The following is a 16,147-nucleotide window of genomic DNA, read 5'->3' as shown; positions in this document are numbered from 1 at the left end:
CCGACTCCGAAAAAAATCTATGCCAACAAAACAGGATTTCGGCGCAACCGGACTCGGACGCACCAGAATTGGTGCCCATGGCGGGAATCGGACCCGCGACCTCTCCCTTACCAAGGGAGTGCTCTACCACTGAGCCACATGGGCATTGGACTGCGGATGCAGCACCAAAGACTCTTCAAACCTTACAGCCAGCCAACAGACAATGGAGCGGGAGACGGGAATCGAACCCGCGTCATTAGCTTGGAAGGCTAGGGTTCTACCATTGAACTACTCCCGCATCAGCGGCACTTGCCACCTTTGCGAGCCCGATACACACCGGGCCACTTACTCATCATCCAACAACTGGTGGAGGGGACTGGATTCGAACCAGTGTAGGCGTAAGCCAACAGATTTACAGTCTGCCCCCTTTAGCCACTCGGGCACCCCTCCGAAGAATTTCGAATTATAGCACTGTTTTCTCAACCCCACCGAACAAATACAACATCTACACAATGAGGCAATCTTTTCATTGCCCCATGGACACAAGACCAACGGCTGGGTTGGTGCGGCTGGCGGGGATCGAACCCACGACCCTTGGCTTCGGAGGCCAATACTCTATCCACTGAGCTACAGCCGCCCTGCAGGCACTGAACAAACCTAGGGATTATCGCACGTCGCAGCGGCTAAATTTCAAGAAACCTAACGATCGAAGTTCTGGGCACAACCATGAGCACAGGTGCACGTTGGTGCGCCATCCAACGAGCGTTGGGGGCGCCGTCTCTGCCCCACGCCCGACACCGTTCTCATTCCGGTCATCTGCCATCAATGCTCCCAAGGAAGTGGAATGCTCAGCGCTCGCCATCAGCACGCACAGTGACAAGCGGTGCACCCCAACCGCACGAAGGGCGGGGGCGCTCCTTGCGCATCCCGCGTGCACATCCTCATATAATTAAAGGTTGATTTCATCAAGCCCCCGATTCACCTGAGGACGTCATGAGCGATAACCATCCCGAAGAAGCCCATACCGGCCCGATCAAGAACCCCAAGCAGTTGCTGGTCGCGGTAATTTTCGCGTTTGTGATTCCGATCTTTGCCATCATCGGTCTGGTCTTTTATGTCTCTTCCGACAACAAGACAGCTGCCGGCGCAGCAAACCCGGAAAAAGCCATCGCCGAGCGCATCCAGAAGGTGGGCATGGTTGAAATTCGCGATGCCAACCGACCACTGCGCTCCGGCGAGGAAGTGTTCAAGGGCCAATGCGCTGCCTGCCACGCCACCGGCGCTGCAGGATCGCCCAAGTTCGGCGATGCCGACGCCTGGGGGCCACGCATCAAGACAGGTTTCGATGCCTTGGTGCAATCTGCGCTCAAGGGCAAGAACGCCATGTCGCCTCAAGGCGGCGGCGAATTCAACGATACCGAAATCGCCCGCGCTGTGGCTTATATGGCCAATGCCGGTGGCGCGAAGTTTGCCGAGCCTGCAGGCGCCGCGGCTCCTGCTGCAGCCTCCACCGATGCACCCGCAGCGACAGCCGCACCCGCCGCTGCGGCACCCGTAGCTGCCGCCACGGCCGGAAATGGCGAAGCCCTCTTCAAGCAGTCCTGCCAAGTTTGTCACGGCGCCGGCATTGCTGGCGCCCCCAAATTTGGCGACAAGGCAGCCTGGGCCCCGCGCTTGGCAGCGGGCATGGACGCTCTGTTCACCAATGCCACACAAGGTAAGGGCGGCATGCCCCCGCGCGGCGGCACCCAGGCGTCCGACGCGGACCTGCGCGCTGCGGTGGAATACATGGCGGCAGCCGCTAAATAAGCTGCTGTTTTAGCACCGCACCAAGCCGACCTGAGGGTCGGTTTTTTTTCGCCCAGATGGCCAACGACGGCACCTCACCGCCAGCGCATGCGCGATCAGGAGGCGGCACTGTGTTTCTGGGGGCTTGTCACAAAGCCATAACGGCCCTGCAGGTCTGCACTTTGAACTGGCAGGGGCACCCATGTGCCGTTTTCGACAGCATTCGCCACGGTTTCCATGTCGAGCGTGTGGACCAGGCCAACGCCCATTTCCGTGCCCAGGTAGACGCGGCCCTGTTCGTCCAGAAGGCATTCCCTGGCCTGTGCTCTTGCCCCCGTGTGGGCAATCAGTGAAAGATCGGGTTCGACCCGCCATACCAGCGGCGTGCACTCGAGTTCCACATACACGCGCTGCGGGCCATTTTGAAAGAACCACTGCCCTTGCCCATCGGGCTCGTAATTGCGCGCGATGAACTCGATCAGTTTCGCGTGCTGCAACAGCGAGCCCCGCGCTTGGGGAAACGGCCCCGCGGCCTGAACAGCGTCGTCGCGCATATACCAGCGCCCGCGCGCGTCGAGGCCCAGCCACCCATAGCAATCAGGAACGTTCGGCCACTTGGCAATGGCCTGCTTGACGATGTCATCCATGAGGCCATTGTGCCGCGTCCAACCCTGAGCCGCCCGTGTGATGCGCAATGGCATGTTTCAGCAGCCAGTCGGCCACCGCGCGCGGCATGGCCGCTACGTGGCCGGGCAGGGAGCCCTGCACAAACCCCACGTGGCCACCATGCGAGGGCTGCCACAGTTCCACGCAGGGGCCTACTTCAGCGGCCGAAGGCAGGCTCGTCGCGGGCACAAAGGGATCGTTCAGCGCATTGAGCGCCAGAGCAGGCACGCGAACCAGGTGCAGCAATGGCTTGGCTGACGCACAGCGCCAATAGTCGTCGGTGTCGCGAAAACCATGCAAGGGCGCGGTGAATACGTTGTCAAATGCGTAAAGATCGCGCGCTGCCAGCAGGCTCTCCCGATCAAACAGGCCGGGGTGTTGCGCGAGTTTTTGCAGGGCCTTCGGAACAAGGGTGCGCATGAACATGCGCGTGTATACCTGGCGGTTGAAGCCCTGCCCTATCGCCCGCCCGCCTGCGGCGAGGTCGAGTGGCGCACACACGGCCGCCACAGCGTCTGCCCTGCGCACCCCTTCGTCCCCCGCTTCGGCCGCCCAGCGCAAGAGGGCATTTCCGCCCAGCGATATGCCCACAGCCATCAAGGGCCCGCGATGGGCGAGACGCAAGCGCCCCAGCATCCAGCCGATCTCTTCATGATCACCCGAATGGTAGGCGCGGGGGGCCAGGTTGATTTCGCCGCTGCAACCGCGGAAGTGCGGCAAGGCGCACGCCCAACCACGCTCCCGCGCCAAATCGGCAAAGGCCTCGCTGTAGTGGCTGCGCGACGAGCCCTCGAGTCCATGGAAAACCACCAGCAATGGGCGCAAGGTCCCAGCCGGCACGCTGTCATCCAGGTGGTCGACGTCGACGAAGTCCCCATCCGGGGTCGTCCAGCGCTCGCGCCGGTAGGGCGGCGGCACACCTGCCACCCGCCGCGCATACAAAGCGGGCCAGATCGTCTGCAGATGCGCGCCCGGCAGCCAGCGGGGCGCGCTGTAGCCGAAATCCAGTCGCCGGCTCCGAGCGTCCATGGCGTCAGTGCAGCACGGGCCGGGCCGTGTCGAGCGACTGGGCATCCCCCACGGCGCCCGGACTGGCGTGGTGGGCCACCATGCGCCAGCCCTCTGGGGTCTTGTGGTACACGTTGGTGGCCATGACCACCGCCTGGTGCCGGCCATCGGGCAGCGCCACTTCCAGCCGCTCGGCGACGCTGTGCACCGCGCTGCCGAGTGCCAACACGCGGTGCACCTGGACGGGTCGCACGTGCAAGGGGCCATGGCTGAACATGGCCTCGAAGGCGGCCCGAATGGCACCTGCGCCCAGCAGGCGCGGTCCGCCCGGGTGTACGCACACGATGTCATCATCCTGCGCCCAGCAGGACATCAGCAATTCGATGTCGGCGCTATGCAGCGCTTCGTAGAACGTGGCCTCCACCTCGTCGGCAGAGCCACCCAGCGCGGCCATGCCGGGGCGTGTGCGTTTCATAGGAAGAACCGATGCGTAGGGCGAAGCTGTTATTGTGCTTCGTCGTCGGCGAGTCCGCGCGCGTTGCGGTCTTTGCTGCGCATTGCGGCAGAATTCGGCAAAGAGCCATCGGCTTTGCATCCCCTTCACGCTTTCCTACAGGCCCGCCACCATGCAACGTTTCCTCGCCCTTCTGACCGCCGCGCTGCTCCTGACAGGCTGCGGCTACAACGATTTCCAGCGCCTTGACGAGCAGTCCAAGGCGGCCTGGAGTGAGGTGCTCAACCAGTACCAACGCCGCACCGATCTGGTGCCCAACATCGTCGCCACGGTCAAGGGCGAAGCCAGCTTCGAGCAGGACACGCTTACCAAGGTGATCGAGGCACGCTCCAAGGCCACGGCCATCCAGGTAACGCCGGCCACGCTGAACGACCCCGCAGCTTTCGCCAGGTTCCAGCAGGCCCAGGGCGAACTGTCGAGCGCCCTCTCGCGGTTGATGGTGGTGGCCGAGCGCTACCCCACCTTGCAGGCGAATCAGGGCTTCCGTGACCTGCGCGTCACGCTGGAGGGCACGGAAAACCGCATCACCGTGGCCCGCAACCGCTACATCCAGTCGGTGCAGGAATACAACGTGCTGGCCCGCAGCTTTCCCACGAACCTCACGGCCATGGCGTTCAGCTACGCCCCGAAGCCCAGCTTCAGCGTACAGAACGAAGCGCAGATCTCCGCACCGCCCGCGGTCGACTTCTCGGCCTCCAAACCTTGATATTGAGGTATTTCATGCCTGTAGCGCTTATCAGGATTGCGCTAGCAGTTATATTTTTCGTAGCGTTTGGGGGCAGCGATACCCGCGCCGAAACGGTGCAGCCCATCCCCGCCCTGACGGCCCACCTGATCGACGAGACGGGCACTTTGAGCCCCGCCCAGCGGCAGGCACTGGAGCAGCAACTTGCAGCCATCGAGCAATCGAAGGGGTCGCAAGTGGTGGTGCTGATGGTGCCCACCACCGCCCCCGAAGACATTCCAAGCTACGCCAATCGCGTCGGCAATGCATGGAAGATTGGCCGGCACGCGGTGGGCGACGGCGTGCTGCTGGTGGTGGCCAAGAATGACCGCAAGATTCGCATCGAAGTCGCCAAGGCCCTGGAGGGCGCGATACCCGACCTGGCAGCCGCCCGCATCATCGATTCCGCCATGAAGCCGCGCCTGCGCGAAGGCGATTACGCCGGCGGTCTCCAGGCTGCCGTTGGGCAGATCGGAGCCCTCATAGCGGGTGAACCTCTGCCCGCTCCACAGACAGGCGCCGCACCGTCCAACGGCAGCAACCGCTTCGACTGGGGTGAGCTCGCCATCTTTCTTTTTCTGGGCGTGATGCTGGGCGGGCCGCTGGTGCGGGCGCTCTTTGGGAACACGCTGGGCTCGGTGCTGACCGGTGGATTGGCAGCAGCCGTGGCCTATCTCGTGACCACCAGCGTGGTGCTGGCAGGCCTGGCTGGCTTGGCTGCACTGGCCTATACGCTGCTGAGTTCGGTGTCCCGCGTCACCTCGGGAAGCGGCCACGGTGGCGGCTTCGGCGGGGGTGGTGGAGGCAGCAGTGGGGGTGGCGGCTGGAGCAGCGGATCCTCGGGTGGAGGCTTCAGCTCTGGCGGTGGCGGTGATTTTGGGGGCGGTGGCGCCTCTGGGGACTGGTGAACATGGCGCAGATTTCCCTCTGGCTTGCTGCGCTTGCGCGCCTGGCGCGGCACCGGTGGCGCGGCCGCAGCGTGCACCGCGCCCTGCCCCCGGATGCCCTGCAACGCATCACCGCCCGCATTGCCGCCAGCGAGCGCAGGCATACCGGGCAGATTCGCATCTGCGTCGAAGGAGGCTTGCCCTGGAGCTACATCGCCCGCCATGCCTCGGCACGCGACCGCGCTGTCATGATGTTCAGCAAGTTGCGGGTATGGGACACAGAGCACAACAACGGTGTGCTCATCTACTTGCTGATCGCCGAACGTTCGATCGACATCGTTGCCGACCGGGGCCTGCACGCCCATGTCGGTAGCGGCGAGTGGCGGCAACTGGTATCAGGCATGGCAAGCGCCTTCCGCGCGGAGCGTTTCGAGGAAGGCCTGACCGTGGCTGTGGACGCAGTGGGCGCTCTGCTTGAGCGCCATTTTCCGGCGACCGAGGATGCGCCCCGCACCAACGAATTGCCAGACGCGCCCCACGTTCTGTGATGGCCGCGCTGGCTGGCATTGGACCCTCCTGGGTTGGCAGCCCGCCGCGCACAGCCCCCTCACTTACGCCGATTCTCGCGCCCCCATAAAAAAACCCGGCCGGAGCCGGGTGGGGTGCGTGGTCAACTGGAGCGCCCGCTTATTTCTTTTGGCGGTATTTGCGCAGCGCGGCAATCTGGGCCGCCATGATGGCCAGCTCGGATTGCGCCTTGGCGAGATCAATCTCGCTCTTGGCATTCTTGAGGGCTTCTTCTGCGGACGCCTTGGCTGCGTTGGCCTTTTCGTCGTCCAGATCCTTGCCACGGATGGCAGTGTCGGACAACACGGTCACGCAATCAGGTTGCACTTCGAGAATGCCACCGGCCACGAAAACGAACTCTTCGCTGCCATCAGCCATTTCAATGCGCACCGAGCCGGGCTTGATGCGCGTGATCAGCGGAGTGTGACGTGGATACACGCCCAGTTCGCCGGCTTCGCCGGGCAGCGCAATAAAGCGCGCTTCACCGGAGAAGATGGACTCTTCGGCACTGACCACATCAACGTGGATGGTGTTCATCATTGCTCCTAGGAAAAGGTGGGGTGCTTGACTGCTGCAGGCTGAGCGGCCACTGGCTGCCCAGCCATCGGCTCATCAGGCCACCTTCTTGGCCTTTTCGAAGGCTTCGTCGATGGTACCCACCATGTAGAAGGCCTGCTCGGGCAGATGGTCGCACTCGCCATTTACGATCATCTTGAAACCACGGATGGTTTCCGACAGCGGAACGTACTTGCCAGGCGAACCCGTGAACACTTCGGCCACGTGGAAAGGCTGCGACAGGAAGCGCTGGATCTTGCGCGCGCGGGCCACGGCCAGCTTGTCTTCGGGAGCCAGTTCGTCCATGCCCAGAATGGCGATGATGTCGCGCAGCTCCTTGTAGCGCTGCAGCGTGCCTTGCACGGCGCGGGCCGTCGCGTAGTGGTCTTCGCCCACGACGTTCGGATCCAGCTGGCGGCTGGTGGAGTCCAGAGGGTCCACGGCAGGGTAGATACCCAGCGAAGCGATGTCACGGGACAGCACCACGGTGGAGTCCAAGTGGGCGAACGTCGTGGCTGGCGAGGGGTCGGTCAAGTCATCGGCTGGCACGTAAACGGCCTGGATGGAAGTGATCGAACCGACCTTGGTGGAGGTAATACGCTCTTGCAGACGGCCCATTTCTTCGGCCAGCGTAGGCTGGTAACCCACGGCGGAAGGCATACGACCCAGCAGAGCGGACACTTCGGTACCGGCCAGCGTGTAGCGATAGATGTTGTCCACGAAGAACAGCACGTCGCGGCCTTCGTCACGGAAAGACTCGGCGATGGTCAGGCCGGTCAGCGCCACGCGCAGACGGTTGCCTGGAGGCTCGTTCATCTGACCGTACACCATGGCCACCTTCGAGTCTTCGAGCTTCTCGAGGTTCACCACGCCGGAATCGGCCATTTCATGGTAGAAGTCGTTCCCTTCCCGGGTACGCTCGCCCACACCAGCGAACACCGACAGACCCGAGTGGGCCTTGGCGATGTTGTTGATGAGTTCCATCATGTTCACGGTCTTGCCCACGCCGGCGCCACCGAACAGACCCACCTTGCCGCCCTTGGCAAACGGGCACACCAGGTCGATCACCTTGATGCCGGTTTCCAGCAACTCTTGCGAAGGCGACAGTTCGTCGTACGCAGGGGCCTTGCGATGGATGGAGGCCGTCAGATCCTGGCTGACAGGACCACGTTCGTCAATGGGCGCGCCCAGCACGTCCATGATGCGACCCAGCGTCGCCTTGCCCACGGGCACGGTGATGGCGCTGCCGGTGTTGGTCACCATGATGCCGCGGCGCAGGCCATCGGACGAGCCCAGGGCAATGGTACGCACCACGCCATCGCCCAGCTGCTGCTGCACTTCCAGCGTCAGCGACGAGCCTTCGAGCTTCAGGGCGTCGTAAATCTTTGGCATCTGGTCGCGCGGGAACTCCACGTCCACCACGGCGCCGATACATTGAACAATCTTGCCTTGCACTTGAGCCATTTTTTGCTCCAATAATGTTGTCTGTTGAGCTGCTTACACAGCGGCGGCGCCAGCGACGATTTCCGAAAGTTCTTTCGTGATCGCTGCCTGGCGCGTCTTGTTGTAGACCAGCTTCAACTCGCCAATAACGCTGCCCGCATTGTCGGTGGCAGCCTTCATGGCCACCATGCGCGCCGACTGCTCGGACGCCATGTTCTCCGCAACCGCTTGGTAGATCAGGGATTCGACATAGCGGACCAGCAACTCGTCGATCACGCTCTGCGCATCGGGCTCATAGATGTAATCCCATCCATGCTCCGTCTTTTCGGCTTGCATCTGCGCGGAAGACAGGGGGAGCAACTGCTCCACCACCGACTCCTGCTTCATGGTGTTGATGAACTTGGTGTAGCTCAGGTACACCGCGTTGATCTTGCCTTCGGCGTATGCATCGAGCAGCACCTTGACAGGGCCGATCAACTTGTCCAGATGCGGCGTATCGCCCAGACCCGTCACATGCGAGACCACCTTGGCACCCACACGGTTCAGAAAACCCAGGCCCTTGTTGCCAATGGCAACCGCCTCGGTGGACACGCCAGCGCCCTGCAGCTCACGCAGCTTGGACGTCACGACGCGCAGCACGTTGGTGTTCATGCCACCGCAGAGGCCCTTGTCGGTCGTCACCACGATCACGCCAGCCACCTTGGAATCGTTCACCCTCATGAAAGGGTGAACGTATTCCGGGTTCGCGTGGCCGAGATTGGCTGCAATATTGCGGATCTTCTCGCTGTACGGACGGGCAGCGCGCATCCGGTCCTGCGCCTTGCGCATCTTGGATGCGGCCACCATCTCCATGGCCTTGGTGATCTTCTTGGTGTTTTCCACCGATTTGATCTTGCCGCGTATTTCCTTGCCTGCTGCCATGATGGCTCCTCGTCCGGTTTAAGCGAACGACTTCTTGAACGCGCCCACGGCAGCGATCAACTCGGCTTCAGCGTCCTTGTCCATGGCGCGGTCCTTCTCCAGCTTGGCCAGCAATGCGGCGTGGCTGGTCTTGAGGAACTGGTGCAGGCCGTGTTCGAAATCGAGCACCTTCTTTACGTCAACATCGTCCAGGAAGCCCTTGTTCACAGCAAACAGCGTGGCGCCCATCAGCGAAATGGGCAGCGGGCTGTACTGTGCCTGCTTGAGCAATTCCGTCACGCGGGCACCGCGCTCGAGCTGCTTGCGGGTGGCTTCGTCCAGATCGGAAGCGAACTGCGCGAAGGCAGCCAGTTCACGGTACTGGGCCAAGTCGGTACGGATACCGCCGGACAGGTTCTTCACCAGCTTGGTCTGGGCAGCGCCACCGACGCGCGACACCGAGATACCGGCGTTGATGGCGGGGCGGATACCGGCATTGAACAGGCTGGTTTCCAGGAAGATCTGACCGTCGGTGATCGAAATCACGTTGGTTGGAACGAAAGCGGAAACGTCGCCGGCTTGCGTTTCGATGATGGGCAGTGCGGTGAGCGAACCAGTCTTGCCCTTCACAGCACCCTTGGTGAACGCTTCGACGTAGTCGGCGTTCACGCGGGCTGCGCGTTCGAGCAGGCGGCTGTGGAGATAGAACACGTCGCCGGGATAGGCTTCGCGGCCTGGTGGGCGACGCAACAGCAGCGAAACCTGGCGGTAGGCCACGGCCTGCTTGGACAGGTCGTCGTATACGATCAGCGCGTCTTCACCGCGGTCGCGGAAGTACTCGCCCATCGTGCAGCCCGAATAAGCCGACACGTACTGCATGGCAGCCGACTCGGAAGCCGATGCGGCCACCACGATCGTGTAGTCCATGGCACCAGCCTGCTCCAGGGCGCGAACCACGTTCTTGATCGACGAAGCCTTCTGGCCGATGGCGACGTAGATGCAGGTCACGCCCTGGCCCTTCTGGGCGATGATGGCGTCGATGGCCACGGCGGTCTTGCCGGTCTGGCGGTCGCCAATGATCAGCTCGCGCTGGCCACGGCCGACGGGCACCATCGAGTCGATCGACTTCAGGCCAGTCTGCAGGGGCTGGTCCACCGACTTGCGGGCGATCACGCCCGGTGCGACCTTTTCGATCACGTCGGTGAGCTTGGCGTTGATGGGGCCCTTGCCATCGATCGGCTGGCCCAGTGCATTGACCACGCGGCCCACCAGTTCGGGGCCCACGGGCACTTCCAGAATGCGGCCCGTGCACTTCACGGTATCGCCTTCGGAGATGTGCTCATACTCACCCAGAATCACGGCGCCAACGGAGTCACGTTCGAGGTTCAGTGCCAGACCGAAGGAGGGCTGGCCGTCCTTGGTGGCAGGGAACTCCAGCATTTCGCCTTGCATCACGTCCGAAAGGCCATGAACGCGCACGATACCGTCGGACACGGACACCACGGTGCCCTGGTTGCGGATGTCGCTGCTGGCGGCCAGCCCTTCGATGCGGCTCTTGATGAGTTCAGAAATTTCTGCGGGATTGAGTTGCATGACTCTTTCCTTCTTTCTTTGGTTCGCGAGGCCTCTCCGCGTCAGGCGGTGAGGACTGCTTTCATTTGTTCAAGACGGGCCTTGACCGAAGTGTCCAGCACCTCGTCACCCACCACTACGCGAATACCACCGATCAGGGATTCGTCCTGTTGCACGGTGAGATTGAGCTTGCGGCCAAAACGCTTTTCGAGCGCGGCACCGACGTCGGCCAATGCAGCACCGTCCATCGGGAAGGCGCTGTACACCACGGCATCCGAAGAACCGTTGCGGCGATTCACGAGGGCGCGGAATTGCTCGGCAACCTCGGGGAGCGCACTGAGACGGCCATTGTCGATGACCGTACGCAGGAAATTTTTCGCCATTTCGGGCAGCGCGGACCGCGCTACGCCCGTGAAGACGTCAAACACCTGGTCTGCCGTCGCCTTGGGGCTGTCCGCGAGCTGGCGCAGTTGGGGGTTGGCGGCAATCGCCGCCAGTTCGTCCACCCAGGCAACGGTGTTGCCCAGATCGACGCCCGCACCCGCTGTAGCCGCCTTGAACAGGGCGTCAGCGTAAGGGCGTGCAATGGTGGCGAGTTCTGCCATGTTGTCCCCTTACAGCTCGGTCTTCAGGCGGTTCAGCAGGTCAGCATGGACACCAGCGTTGACTTCCTTGCGGAGAATCTGCTCGGCACCCTTGACGGCCAGTGCTGCCACCTGCTCACGCAGGGATTCGCGGGCTTGCACCGTTTGCTGCTCGGCCTCGGCACGCGCAGCGGCAACGATCTTGTTGCCCTCTTCGGTGGCACGGGCCTTGGCCTCTTCGATGATGGCCTGGGCACGACGGTCGGCGTCCGCAAGACGCGAGGCCGTTTCGTTGCGCGCCTGTGACAATTCCTTCTCGACGCGCTGGTTGGCAGCGGTCAGCTCGGACTTGGCACGGTCGGCAGCGGCGAGGCCATCGGCGATTTTCTGGGCTCGTTCATCCAGCGCCTTCGCGATCGGCGGCCACACGAATTTCATCGTGAACCACACGAGGATCAGGAAGACGATGGCCTGTACGAACAGGGTCGCATTGATACTCACGGCAACACCTTTCTAGAGTGGCGTTGAACGGGAATTACTTGGGCAGGTTAGCCAGCAAGGTCGAAGCGAAGGGGTTGGCGAATGCGAACAGCAGAGCGATAGCCACACCGATCAGGAAAGCCGCGTCAATCAGACCAGCCAAGATGAACATCTTGGTTTGCAGTTCGTTGATCAGTTCAGGCTGACGTGCCGACGATTCGAGGAACTTGCCGCCCATCAGTGCAATACCGATGGAAGCACCAATGGCGCCGAGACCAACGATCAGACCACAAGCCAGAGCGACGAGACCGAGAATGTTTTCCATGATGACTCCTGAGTTAAGAAAGAAAGGTTAAGGAAAGGAAAGAAACAACGAAAGGGAAAGCTTAGTGCGCGTTGTGCGCCTGGCCGAGATAGATCAGCGCCAGCATCATGAAAATGAATGCCTGCAGCGTGATCACCAGAATATGGAAAAGCGTCCAGATGGTCCCGGCGATCACGTGCCCCAGAGGCAGCAACGTACCCGACAGCGACAGCGCTGCAGCACCGCCCATCAGGGCAATCAGCATGAACACCAACTCACCGGCATACATATTGCCGAACAACCGCATGCCATGCGAGACCGTGTTGGCGACATATTCGATGATTTGCATCAGCAGGTTCACCACGCCCAGGATGAGGGCGAAGATGGGGTTCTTGCTGGTGCCAAAGGGGGCCGAAACCAGCTCATGCGCCCAACCGCCAGCGCCCTTGACCTTGACGCTGTACCAGAACCGCAGCACCAGCACCGCAAATGCCAGGCCCAGCGTGGTGGACAGGTCGGCCGTAGGCACGACGCGCAGGTAGGCATGGTGCGGATCATGGCCCGCAGCGCCATAGATCTGTGCCCAGATGGCAGGCAGCAGGTCCACCGGCAGCATGTCCATGAAGTTCATCAGAAAGATCCAGACGAACACGGTCAAACCCAGCGGAGCAATGAACTTGCGGCTCTCGGCGTTGTGAATGTTGGCCTTGGCCTGGTTGTCGACCATCTCCACCAGAATCTCGACAGCCGCCTGGAAGCGGCCCGGCACCCCCGAGGTGGCCTTGCGCGCGGCGGCCCACAGCAGCAGCAGCGTGGCAAAGCCCAGAATCAGACCGACGATCACGGAGTCGTAATTGACCACCGAAAAATCAACGATCTTGGTCTGGTTGATGTTCTGAAGATGCTGCAGGTGGTGAACGATGTATTCACTTGCAGTCGGAGCGTGCGCTTCTGCGGCCATCGGACAACTCTTCTCTTAATCAATCGGTTTTTCGAACACCGGGCCGCGCCCAAAGCGCCACCCAGTACGTTTTCATCGTGAAGACCATGCCCACCAGCAGCGCCAGCCAGCTCAGGCCCGGCACCAGCCGGGGAGCGGCTGCCAGCAACGCCACCGTCAACACGATCTTGGCAATCTCCCAGCCAAAGAACCCCACCATGGCCGCCCGCGGATTCTCGGACGCCTTGCGCCGCAGCACGCCGCGCGCGAACAAGGCAGCAGGAACCACCACAGACAATGCCCCGTAGGCAGCGGACCAGCCCACCTGGGCCCTGCCGCTCAACGCCCAGGCCAGCATGGCCACCAGCGCCCCCACAAGCACCTGCCCCACCACAATCCGCCACACTGATACCGGAGGATTGCGACTGCGCCACTGCTGAGCCTCTTGGGCTGTCAGGGGCTTGAAGTCAGAGTCTTCAGCCTCAATTTCAGTCTCAGGCGCGATTGTTTTCATTGACGAATGACGCCCGCGTTACAGGACTGAAACTTTCACAAAGCCTCTAATTATAAGTAAAAACCCGTGGCAAACGGCAAAGACCCGCAATGTAGCGCCGAAAGCCGGATGCACGCTGCCCCGTTGTGGTGACATGCCAACGGCGCAACAGCCGCCGATGGCTTGCACATGCACCTTTGTGGCGCACGGCCATTGCGAACCTTGGCACAAGCCACACAGGCTTTGCGCGCACAATAGCAATGCCTTTATAGCTATCAAAAACGAAGCAAATCGCCCATGAATTCCGGTACCCCCCCTGCTTCCAGCAACGGCAGCGTCTCCACCGATGATCCGCGCAAGGATTCGCTGATCGAGTACCCCTCGCAATTTCCCATCAAGGTCATGGGCGCCAAGGTGGACGGCTTTGTGCACGCGGTGACCGAGCTCGCGCACCGCTTCGACCCCACCTTCGACGCCGCCACCATTGAACTGCGCGACAGCCGCGGCGGCAATTACCTGGGCGTCACCATCACTATCACGGCCACCAGCCGCGAGCAACTGGACGAACTCTACCGCGCACTGTCCTCGCACCCCATGGTGAAGGTCGTGCTGTAGGCGCATGGACATCGACATCCGCACCCTGGGCCGCGTCGACTATGCCAGCACGGTGCAGGCCATGCAGGAATACACGGCCACCCGCACACCCCAAAGCCCCGACCTGCTCTGGATTTGCGAGCATTCAGCGGTTTATACACAAGGTGTTGCCGGCAAAAGTGATCACATCCTGCGGCCGGGCAGCATTCCTGTCGTGCCGACCAACCGCGGTGGACAAGTGACCTTCCATGGCCCCGGGCAGGTGGTGGCGTATCCGCTGATCGATCTGCAGCGCGCCGGCTATTTCGTCAAGGAATACGTCTACCGAATCGAAGAGGCGGTCATCCGCACGCTGGCGCACTTTGGCGTGACGGGCCACCGCGTGGGCGGAGCGCCCGGCATTTACGTGCGCCTGGACGATCCACGCAGCCACGCCATGCTGCCGCAGCGCCCCCACCAACGTACCGGCGCGCAGCCCCCCGTGCCCGATTTCGAAGGCCTGGGCAAGATCGCGGCCCTGGGCATCAAGGTCAGCAGACACTGCACCTACCACGGCGTGGCGCTCAATGTGGACATGGACCTCGAGCCCTACGAACGCATCAACCCTTGCGGTTACGCAGGATTGAAAACAGTGGACCTTTCTACAATCGGGGTCCATACCACCTGGGACGATGCCGCGCAGATGCTGGGCCAGCAGCTCAGCATCCGGCTTGCACCCTGAACCCCGCCTACACGCCATGAGCACCCCTGAAGTCGTCCGCGAAGCGCAAACCACCGAAGCCTACAACCCGCTGGCCAAGCAAAAAGCGGCCGCCAAGCTCTCGCGCATCCCGATCAAGGTGGAGCAGGGCGAAATTCTGCGCAAGCCGGACTGGATCCGCGTGAAGGCCGGCAGCCCTACCACGCGCTTCTACGAGATCAAGGACATCCTGCGTGAGCACAAGCTGCACACCGTGTGCGAAGAGGCCAGCTGCCCCAACATCGGCGAGTGCTTCGGCAAGGGCACCGCCACGTTCATGATCATGGGCGACAAGTGCACGCGCCGCTGCCCGTTCTGCGACGTGGGCCACGGCCGCCCCGACCCGCTCGACAAGGACGAACCCCTCAACCTGGCCAAGACCATTGCGGCACTCAAGCTCAAGTACGTGGTGATCACCAGCGTGGACCGCGACGACCTGCGCGATGGCGGCAGCGGCCACTTCGTCGAGTGCATCCAGCGCATCCGCGAACTGTCGCCCGCAACGCAGATCGAGATCCTCACACCCGACTTCCGTGGCCGCGACGACCGCGCCCTTGAGATTCTTAAGGCCGCGCCACCCGACGTGATGAACCACAACCTGGAAACCGCGCCCCGCCTCTACAAGGAAGCACGCCCGGGCTCCGACTACCAGTTCAGCCTGAATCTGCTCAAGAAGTTCAAGGAACTGCATCCCAACGTTCCCACCAAGAGCGGCATCATGGTGGGCCTGGGCGAGACGGACGAAGAGATCCTGCAGGTGATGCGCGACATGCGCGCGCACTGCATTGACATGCTCACCATCGGGCAGTACCTCGCCCCCAGCAACAGCCACCTGCCCGTGCGCCGCTACGTGCACCCCGACACCTTCAAGATGTTCGAGGAAGAGGCCTACAAGATGGGCTTCAGCCACGCCGCCGTCGGCGCCATGGTGCGCAGCAGCTACCACGCCGACCAGCAGGCGCACGCCGCCGGCGTGTAATCGACCCCGCGCGACATCAGCGCCCATGGACACGGCCGGCTTGCTCTCCGTGCGCCGCTACGGCGCTTCACCGGGCTGCCACAGCCATGGCCACTTCCAGGTCTTGCTCGGCCTGTCGGGGACGCTGGAGTTGGAAGTCGAAGGGCGCGGCATGCGCGTGGCCACCGGCGGCGGCTGCGTGATTGCACCCGGCGATCGCCACGACTTCGCATCCACCCGCGGCAGCCTGTGCCTGGTGCTTGACAGCGCCCATCCGGGCTGGGCGCAGTGCGCGCAGCAGCGTGGCGCAATGGCGCCGCCCGCAGCGGCGCTGCCACTGGCCCATTTCCTGGCTGATGCATTGCAGAACGCACGCCCGCTGGCACAGGCCCACGGCCCGGCCCTGCTGCTTGAGGCATGGCTGGCAGGCACCGGTGCGCCGGCCGATCGCC

The 16,147-nt window shown here is 62.5% G+C and carries 20 protein-coding genes and 4 tRNA genes; 8 read left to right on the top strand and 16 right to left on the bottom strand.

What is annotated here, in order from left to right; all coding sequences use genetic code 11:
- Positions 1-69: 69 nt before the first annotated feature.
- The 4 genes from ACDELDRAFT_RS11325 to ACDELDRAFT_RS11310 form a co-directional block, all read right to left on the bottom strand.
- A tRNA-Thr gene (locus ACDELDRAFT_RS11325) sits at positions 70-144 on the bottom strand.
- 59 nt (positions 145-203) lie between these two features.
- A tRNA-Gly gene (locus ACDELDRAFT_RS11320) sits at positions 204-277 on the bottom strand.
- Positions 278-343: 66 nt separating this feature from the next.
- Positions 344-429 (bottom strand) — tRNA-Tyr (locus ACDELDRAFT_RS11315).
- 111 nt (positions 430-540) lie between these two features.
- Positions 541-616: transfer RNA gene (locus tag ACDELDRAFT_RS11310), tRNA-Arg, on the bottom strand.
- 356 nt (positions 617-972) lie between these two features.
- On the opposite strand from ACDELDRAFT_RS11310, the gene ACDELDRAFT_RS11305 reads away from it, so the two are divergent.
- A complete protein-coding gene (locus ACDELDRAFT_RS11305; RefSeq protein ID WP_005796730.1) occupies positions 973-1,788 on the top strand; it encodes a c-type cytochrome in 816 nt (271 codons plus the stop codon).
- A gap of 95 nt (positions 1,789-1,883) precedes the next feature.
- Here the strand turns inward: ACDELDRAFT_RS11305 and ACDELDRAFT_RS11300 are convergent, their stop codons facing one another.
- From ACDELDRAFT_RS11300 to ACDELDRAFT_RS11290, 3 genes are read right to left on the bottom strand one after another with little or no spacing between them, the layout of a single operon-like run.
- Complete coding sequence (locus ACDELDRAFT_RS11300) at positions 1,884-2,414, bottom strand: DUF2946 family protein (RefSeq protein WP_005796728.1); 531 nt, start codon at positions 2,412-2,414, stop codon at positions 1,884-1,886.
- Entirely contained in the window at positions 2,407-3,462 is a 1,056-nt protein-coding gene (locus tag ACDELDRAFT_RS11295; protein ID WP_005796727.1) for a YheT family hydrolase, read from the bottom strand. The genes ACDELDRAFT_RS11300 and ACDELDRAFT_RS11295 overlap by 8 nt, the downstream gene beginning before the upstream one ends.
- 4 nt (positions 3,463-3,466) lie before the next feature.
- Positions 3,467-3,916: a YybH family protein gene (locus ACDELDRAFT_RS11290; protein ID WP_005796725.1), complete on the bottom strand. Its 450-nt coding sequence runs from the start codon at positions 3,914-3,916 to the stop codon at positions 3,467-3,469.
- 151 nt (positions 3,917-4,067) lie between these two features.
- On the opposite strand from ACDELDRAFT_RS11290, the gene ACDELDRAFT_RS11285 reads away from it, so the two are divergent.
- The 3 genes from ACDELDRAFT_RS11285 to ACDELDRAFT_RS11275 are packed head-to-tail and all read left to right on the top strand — an operon-like array spanning position 4,068 to position 6,114.
- A complete protein-coding gene (locus ACDELDRAFT_RS11285; RefSeq protein WP_005796723.1) occupies positions 4,068-4,661 on the top strand; it encodes a LemA family protein in 594 nt (197 codons plus the stop codon).
- A gap of 14 nt (positions 4,662-4,675) precedes the next feature.
- A complete protein-coding gene (locus tag ACDELDRAFT_RS11280) occupies positions 4,676-5,587 on the top strand; it encodes a TPM domain-containing protein (protein ID WP_005796722.1) in 912 nt (303 codons plus the stop codon).
- Positions 5,588-5,589: 2 nt separating this feature from the next.
- Positions 5,590-6,114, top strand: a complete 525-nt coding sequence (locus ACDELDRAFT_RS11275; protein ID WP_005796720.1) for a TPM domain-containing protein — start codon at positions 5,590-5,592, stop codon at positions 6,112-6,114.
- Positions 6,115-6,253: 139 nt separating this feature from the next.
- Here the strand turns inward: ACDELDRAFT_RS11275 and ACDELDRAFT_RS11270 are convergent, their stop codons facing one another.
- From ACDELDRAFT_RS11270 to ACDELDRAFT_RS11230, 9 genes are all read right to left on the bottom strand, one after another.
- Positions 6,254-6,670 carry a F0F1 ATP synthase subunit epsilon gene (locus ACDELDRAFT_RS11270; protein ID WP_005796718.1) on the bottom strand — a complete coding sequence of 139 codons (417 nt, stop codon included), beginning with the start codon at positions 6,668-6,670 and terminating at the stop codon, positions 6,254-6,256.
- Positions 6,671-6,745: 75 nt separating this feature from the next.
- Positions 6,746-8,152: a F0F1 ATP synthase subunit beta gene (gene atpD, locus ACDELDRAFT_RS11265; RefSeq protein ID WP_005796716.1), complete on the bottom strand. Its 1,407-nt coding sequence runs from the start codon at positions 8,150-8,152 to the stop codon at positions 6,746-6,748.
- Positions 8,153-8,185: 33 nt separating this feature from the next.
- Positions 8,186-9,052, bottom strand: coding sequence for a F0F1 ATP synthase subunit gamma (gene atpG, locus ACDELDRAFT_RS11260; protein WP_005796714.1), 867 nt, complete (start codon positions 9,050-9,052; stop codon positions 8,186-8,188).
- Positions 9,053-9,070: 18 nt separating this feature from the next.
- Positions 9,071-10,624, bottom strand: coding sequence for a F0F1 ATP synthase subunit alpha (gene atpA, locus ACDELDRAFT_RS11255; protein WP_005796712.1), 1,554 nt, complete (start codon positions 10,622-10,624; stop codon positions 9,071-9,073).
- A 41-nt stretch (positions 10,625-10,665) separates the two neighbouring features.
- Positions 10,666-11,208 carry a F0F1 ATP synthase subunit delta gene (locus ACDELDRAFT_RS11250; protein ID WP_005796710.1) on the bottom strand — a complete coding sequence of 181 codons (543 nt, stop codon included), beginning with the start codon at positions 11,206-11,208 and terminating at the stop codon, positions 10,666-10,668.
- A 9-nt stretch (positions 11,209-11,217) separates the two neighbouring features.
- Positions 11,218-11,688 carry a F0F1 ATP synthase subunit B gene (locus ACDELDRAFT_RS11245; protein WP_005796708.1) on the bottom strand — a complete coding sequence of 157 codons (471 nt, stop codon included), beginning with the start codon at positions 11,686-11,688 and terminating at the stop codon, positions 11,218-11,220.
- A gap of 34 nt (positions 11,689-11,722) precedes the next feature.
- Complete coding sequence (gene atpE, locus ACDELDRAFT_RS11240; protein WP_005796706.1) at positions 11,723-11,992, bottom strand: F0F1 ATP synthase subunit C; 270 nt, start codon at positions 11,990-11,992, stop codon at positions 11,723-11,725.
- Between the two features lie 61 nt (positions 11,993-12,053).
- Positions 12,054-12,932, bottom strand: a complete 879-nt coding sequence (gene atpB / locus ACDELDRAFT_RS11235; RefSeq protein ID WP_005796704.1) for a F0F1 ATP synthase subunit A — start codon at positions 12,930-12,932, stop codon at positions 12,054-12,056.
- A gap of 19 nt (positions 12,933-12,951) precedes the next feature.
- Positions 12,952-13,425, bottom strand: coding sequence for an ATP synthase subunit I (locus ACDELDRAFT_RS11230; RefSeq protein WP_005796702.1), 474 nt, complete (start codon positions 13,423-13,425; stop codon positions 12,952-12,954).
- A 276-nt stretch (positions 13,426-13,701) separates the two neighbouring features.
- Here ACDELDRAFT_RS11230 and ACDELDRAFT_RS11225 point away from each other — a divergent pair, with 276 nt between their 5' ends.
- The 4 genes from ACDELDRAFT_RS11225 to ACDELDRAFT_RS11210 all read left to right on the top strand — a co-directional run.
- Positions 13,702-14,019, top strand: coding sequence for a YbeD family protein (locus tag ACDELDRAFT_RS11225; RefSeq protein ID WP_005796699.1), 318 nt, complete (start codon positions 13,702-13,704; stop codon positions 14,017-14,019).
- A 4-nt stretch (positions 14,020-14,023) separates the two neighbouring features.
- A complete protein-coding gene (gene lipB, locus ACDELDRAFT_RS11220) occupies positions 14,024-14,719 on the top strand; it encodes a lipoyl(octanoyl) transferase LipB (RefSeq protein ID WP_005796697.1) in 696 nt (231 codons plus the stop codon).
- Positions 14,720-14,735: 16 nt separating this feature from the next.
- Positions 14,736-15,716, top strand: coding sequence for a lipoyl synthase (gene lipA / locus ACDELDRAFT_RS11215; RefSeq protein ID WP_005796695.1), 981 nt, complete (start codon positions 14,736-14,738; stop codon positions 15,714-15,716).
- Between the two features lie 25 nt (positions 15,717-15,741).
- Positions 15,742-16,147 (top strand): AraC family ligand binding domain-containing protein (locus ACDELDRAFT_RS11210; RefSeq protein WP_005796693.1); only part of this gene is annotated, 406 nt, incomplete at its 3' end.

The sequence above is a fragment of the Acidovorax delafieldii 2AN genome, from assembly GCF_000175235.1.
Classification (GTDB): domain Bacteria; phylum Pseudomonadota; class Gammaproteobacteria; order Burkholderiales; family Burkholderiaceae_C; genus Acidovorax; species Acidovorax delafieldii_B.
The sequence above is the reverse complement of the archived record's forward strand: the minus strand, read 5'-3'. Positions and strand labels throughout refer to the sequence as shown.

Excerpts from the sequence above, each read along its gene's own strand:
- ACDELDRAFT_RS11285 (WP_005796723.1), top strand. The coding sequence starts at position 4,068 with ATGCAACGTTTCCTCGCCCTTCTGACCGCCGCGCTGCTCCTGACAGGC.
- ACDELDRAFT_RS11290 (WP_005796725.1), bottom strand. The coding sequence starts at position 3,916 with ATGAAACGCACACGCCCCGGCATGGCCGCGCTGGGTGGCTCTGCCGAC.
- ACDELDRAFT_RS11275 (WP_005796720.1), top strand. The coding sequence starts at position 5,590 with ATGGCGCAGATTTCCCTCTGGCTTGCTGCGCTTGCGCGCCTGGCGCGG.
- ACDELDRAFT_RS11250 (WP_005796710.1), bottom strand. The coding sequence starts at position 11,208 with ATGGCAGAACTCGCCACCATTGCACGCCCTTACGCTGACGCCCTGTTC.
- ACDELDRAFT_RS11270 (WP_005796718.1), bottom strand. The coding sequence starts at position 6,670 with ATGAACACCATCCACGTTGATGTGGTCAGTGCCGAAGAGTCCATCTTC.
- atpG (WP_005796714.1), bottom strand. The coding sequence starts at position 9,052 with ATGGCAGCAGGCAAGGAAATACGCGGCAAGATCAAATCGGTGGAAAAC.
- ACDELDRAFT_RS11305 (WP_005796730.1), top strand. The coding sequence starts at position 973 with ATGAGCGATAACCATCCCGAAGAAGCCCATACCGGCCCGATCAAGAAC.
- lipB (WP_005796697.1), top strand. The coding sequence starts at position 14,024 with ATGGACATCGACATCCGCACCCTGGGCCGCGTCGACTATGCCAGCACG.
- atpB (WP_005796704.1), bottom strand. The coding sequence starts at position 12,932 with ATGGCCGCAGAAGCGCACGCTCCGACTGCAAGTGAATACATCGTTCAC.
- atpD (WP_005796716.1), bottom strand. The coding sequence starts at position 8,152 with ATGGCTCAAGTGCAAGGCAAGATTGTTCAATGTATCGGCGCCGTGGTG.
- ACDELDRAFT_RS11280 (WP_005796722.1), top strand. The coding sequence starts at position 4,676 with ATGCCTGTAGCGCTTATCAGGATTGCGCTAGCAGTTATATTTTTCGTA.
- atpA (WP_005796712.1), bottom strand. The coding sequence starts at position 10,624 with ATGCAACTCAATCCCGCAGAAATTTCTGAACTCATCAAGAGCCGCATC.
- atpE (WP_005796706.1), bottom strand. The coding sequence starts at position 11,992 with ATGGAAAACATTCTCGGTCTCGTCGCTCTGGCTTGTGGTCTGATCGTT.
- ACDELDRAFT_RS11300 (WP_005796728.1), bottom strand. The coding sequence starts at position 2,414 with ATGGATGACATCGTCAAGCAGGCCATTGCCAAGTGGCCGAACGTTCCT.
- ACDELDRAFT_RS11225 (WP_005796699.1), top strand. The coding sequence starts at position 13,702 with ATGAATTCCGGTACCCCCCCTGCTTCCAGCAACGGCAGCGTCTCCACC.
- ACDELDRAFT_RS11295 (WP_005796727.1), bottom strand. The coding sequence starts at position 3,462 with ATGGACGCTCGGAGCCGGCGACTGGATTTCGGCTACAGCGCGCCCCGC.
- ACDELDRAFT_RS11230 (WP_005796702.1), bottom strand. The coding sequence starts at position 13,425 with ATGAAAACAATCGCGCCTGAGACTGAAATTGAGGCTGAAGACTCTGAC.
- lipA (WP_005796695.1), top strand. The coding sequence starts at position 14,736 with ATGAGCACCCCTGAAGTCGTCCGCGAAGCGCAAACCACCGAAGCCTAC.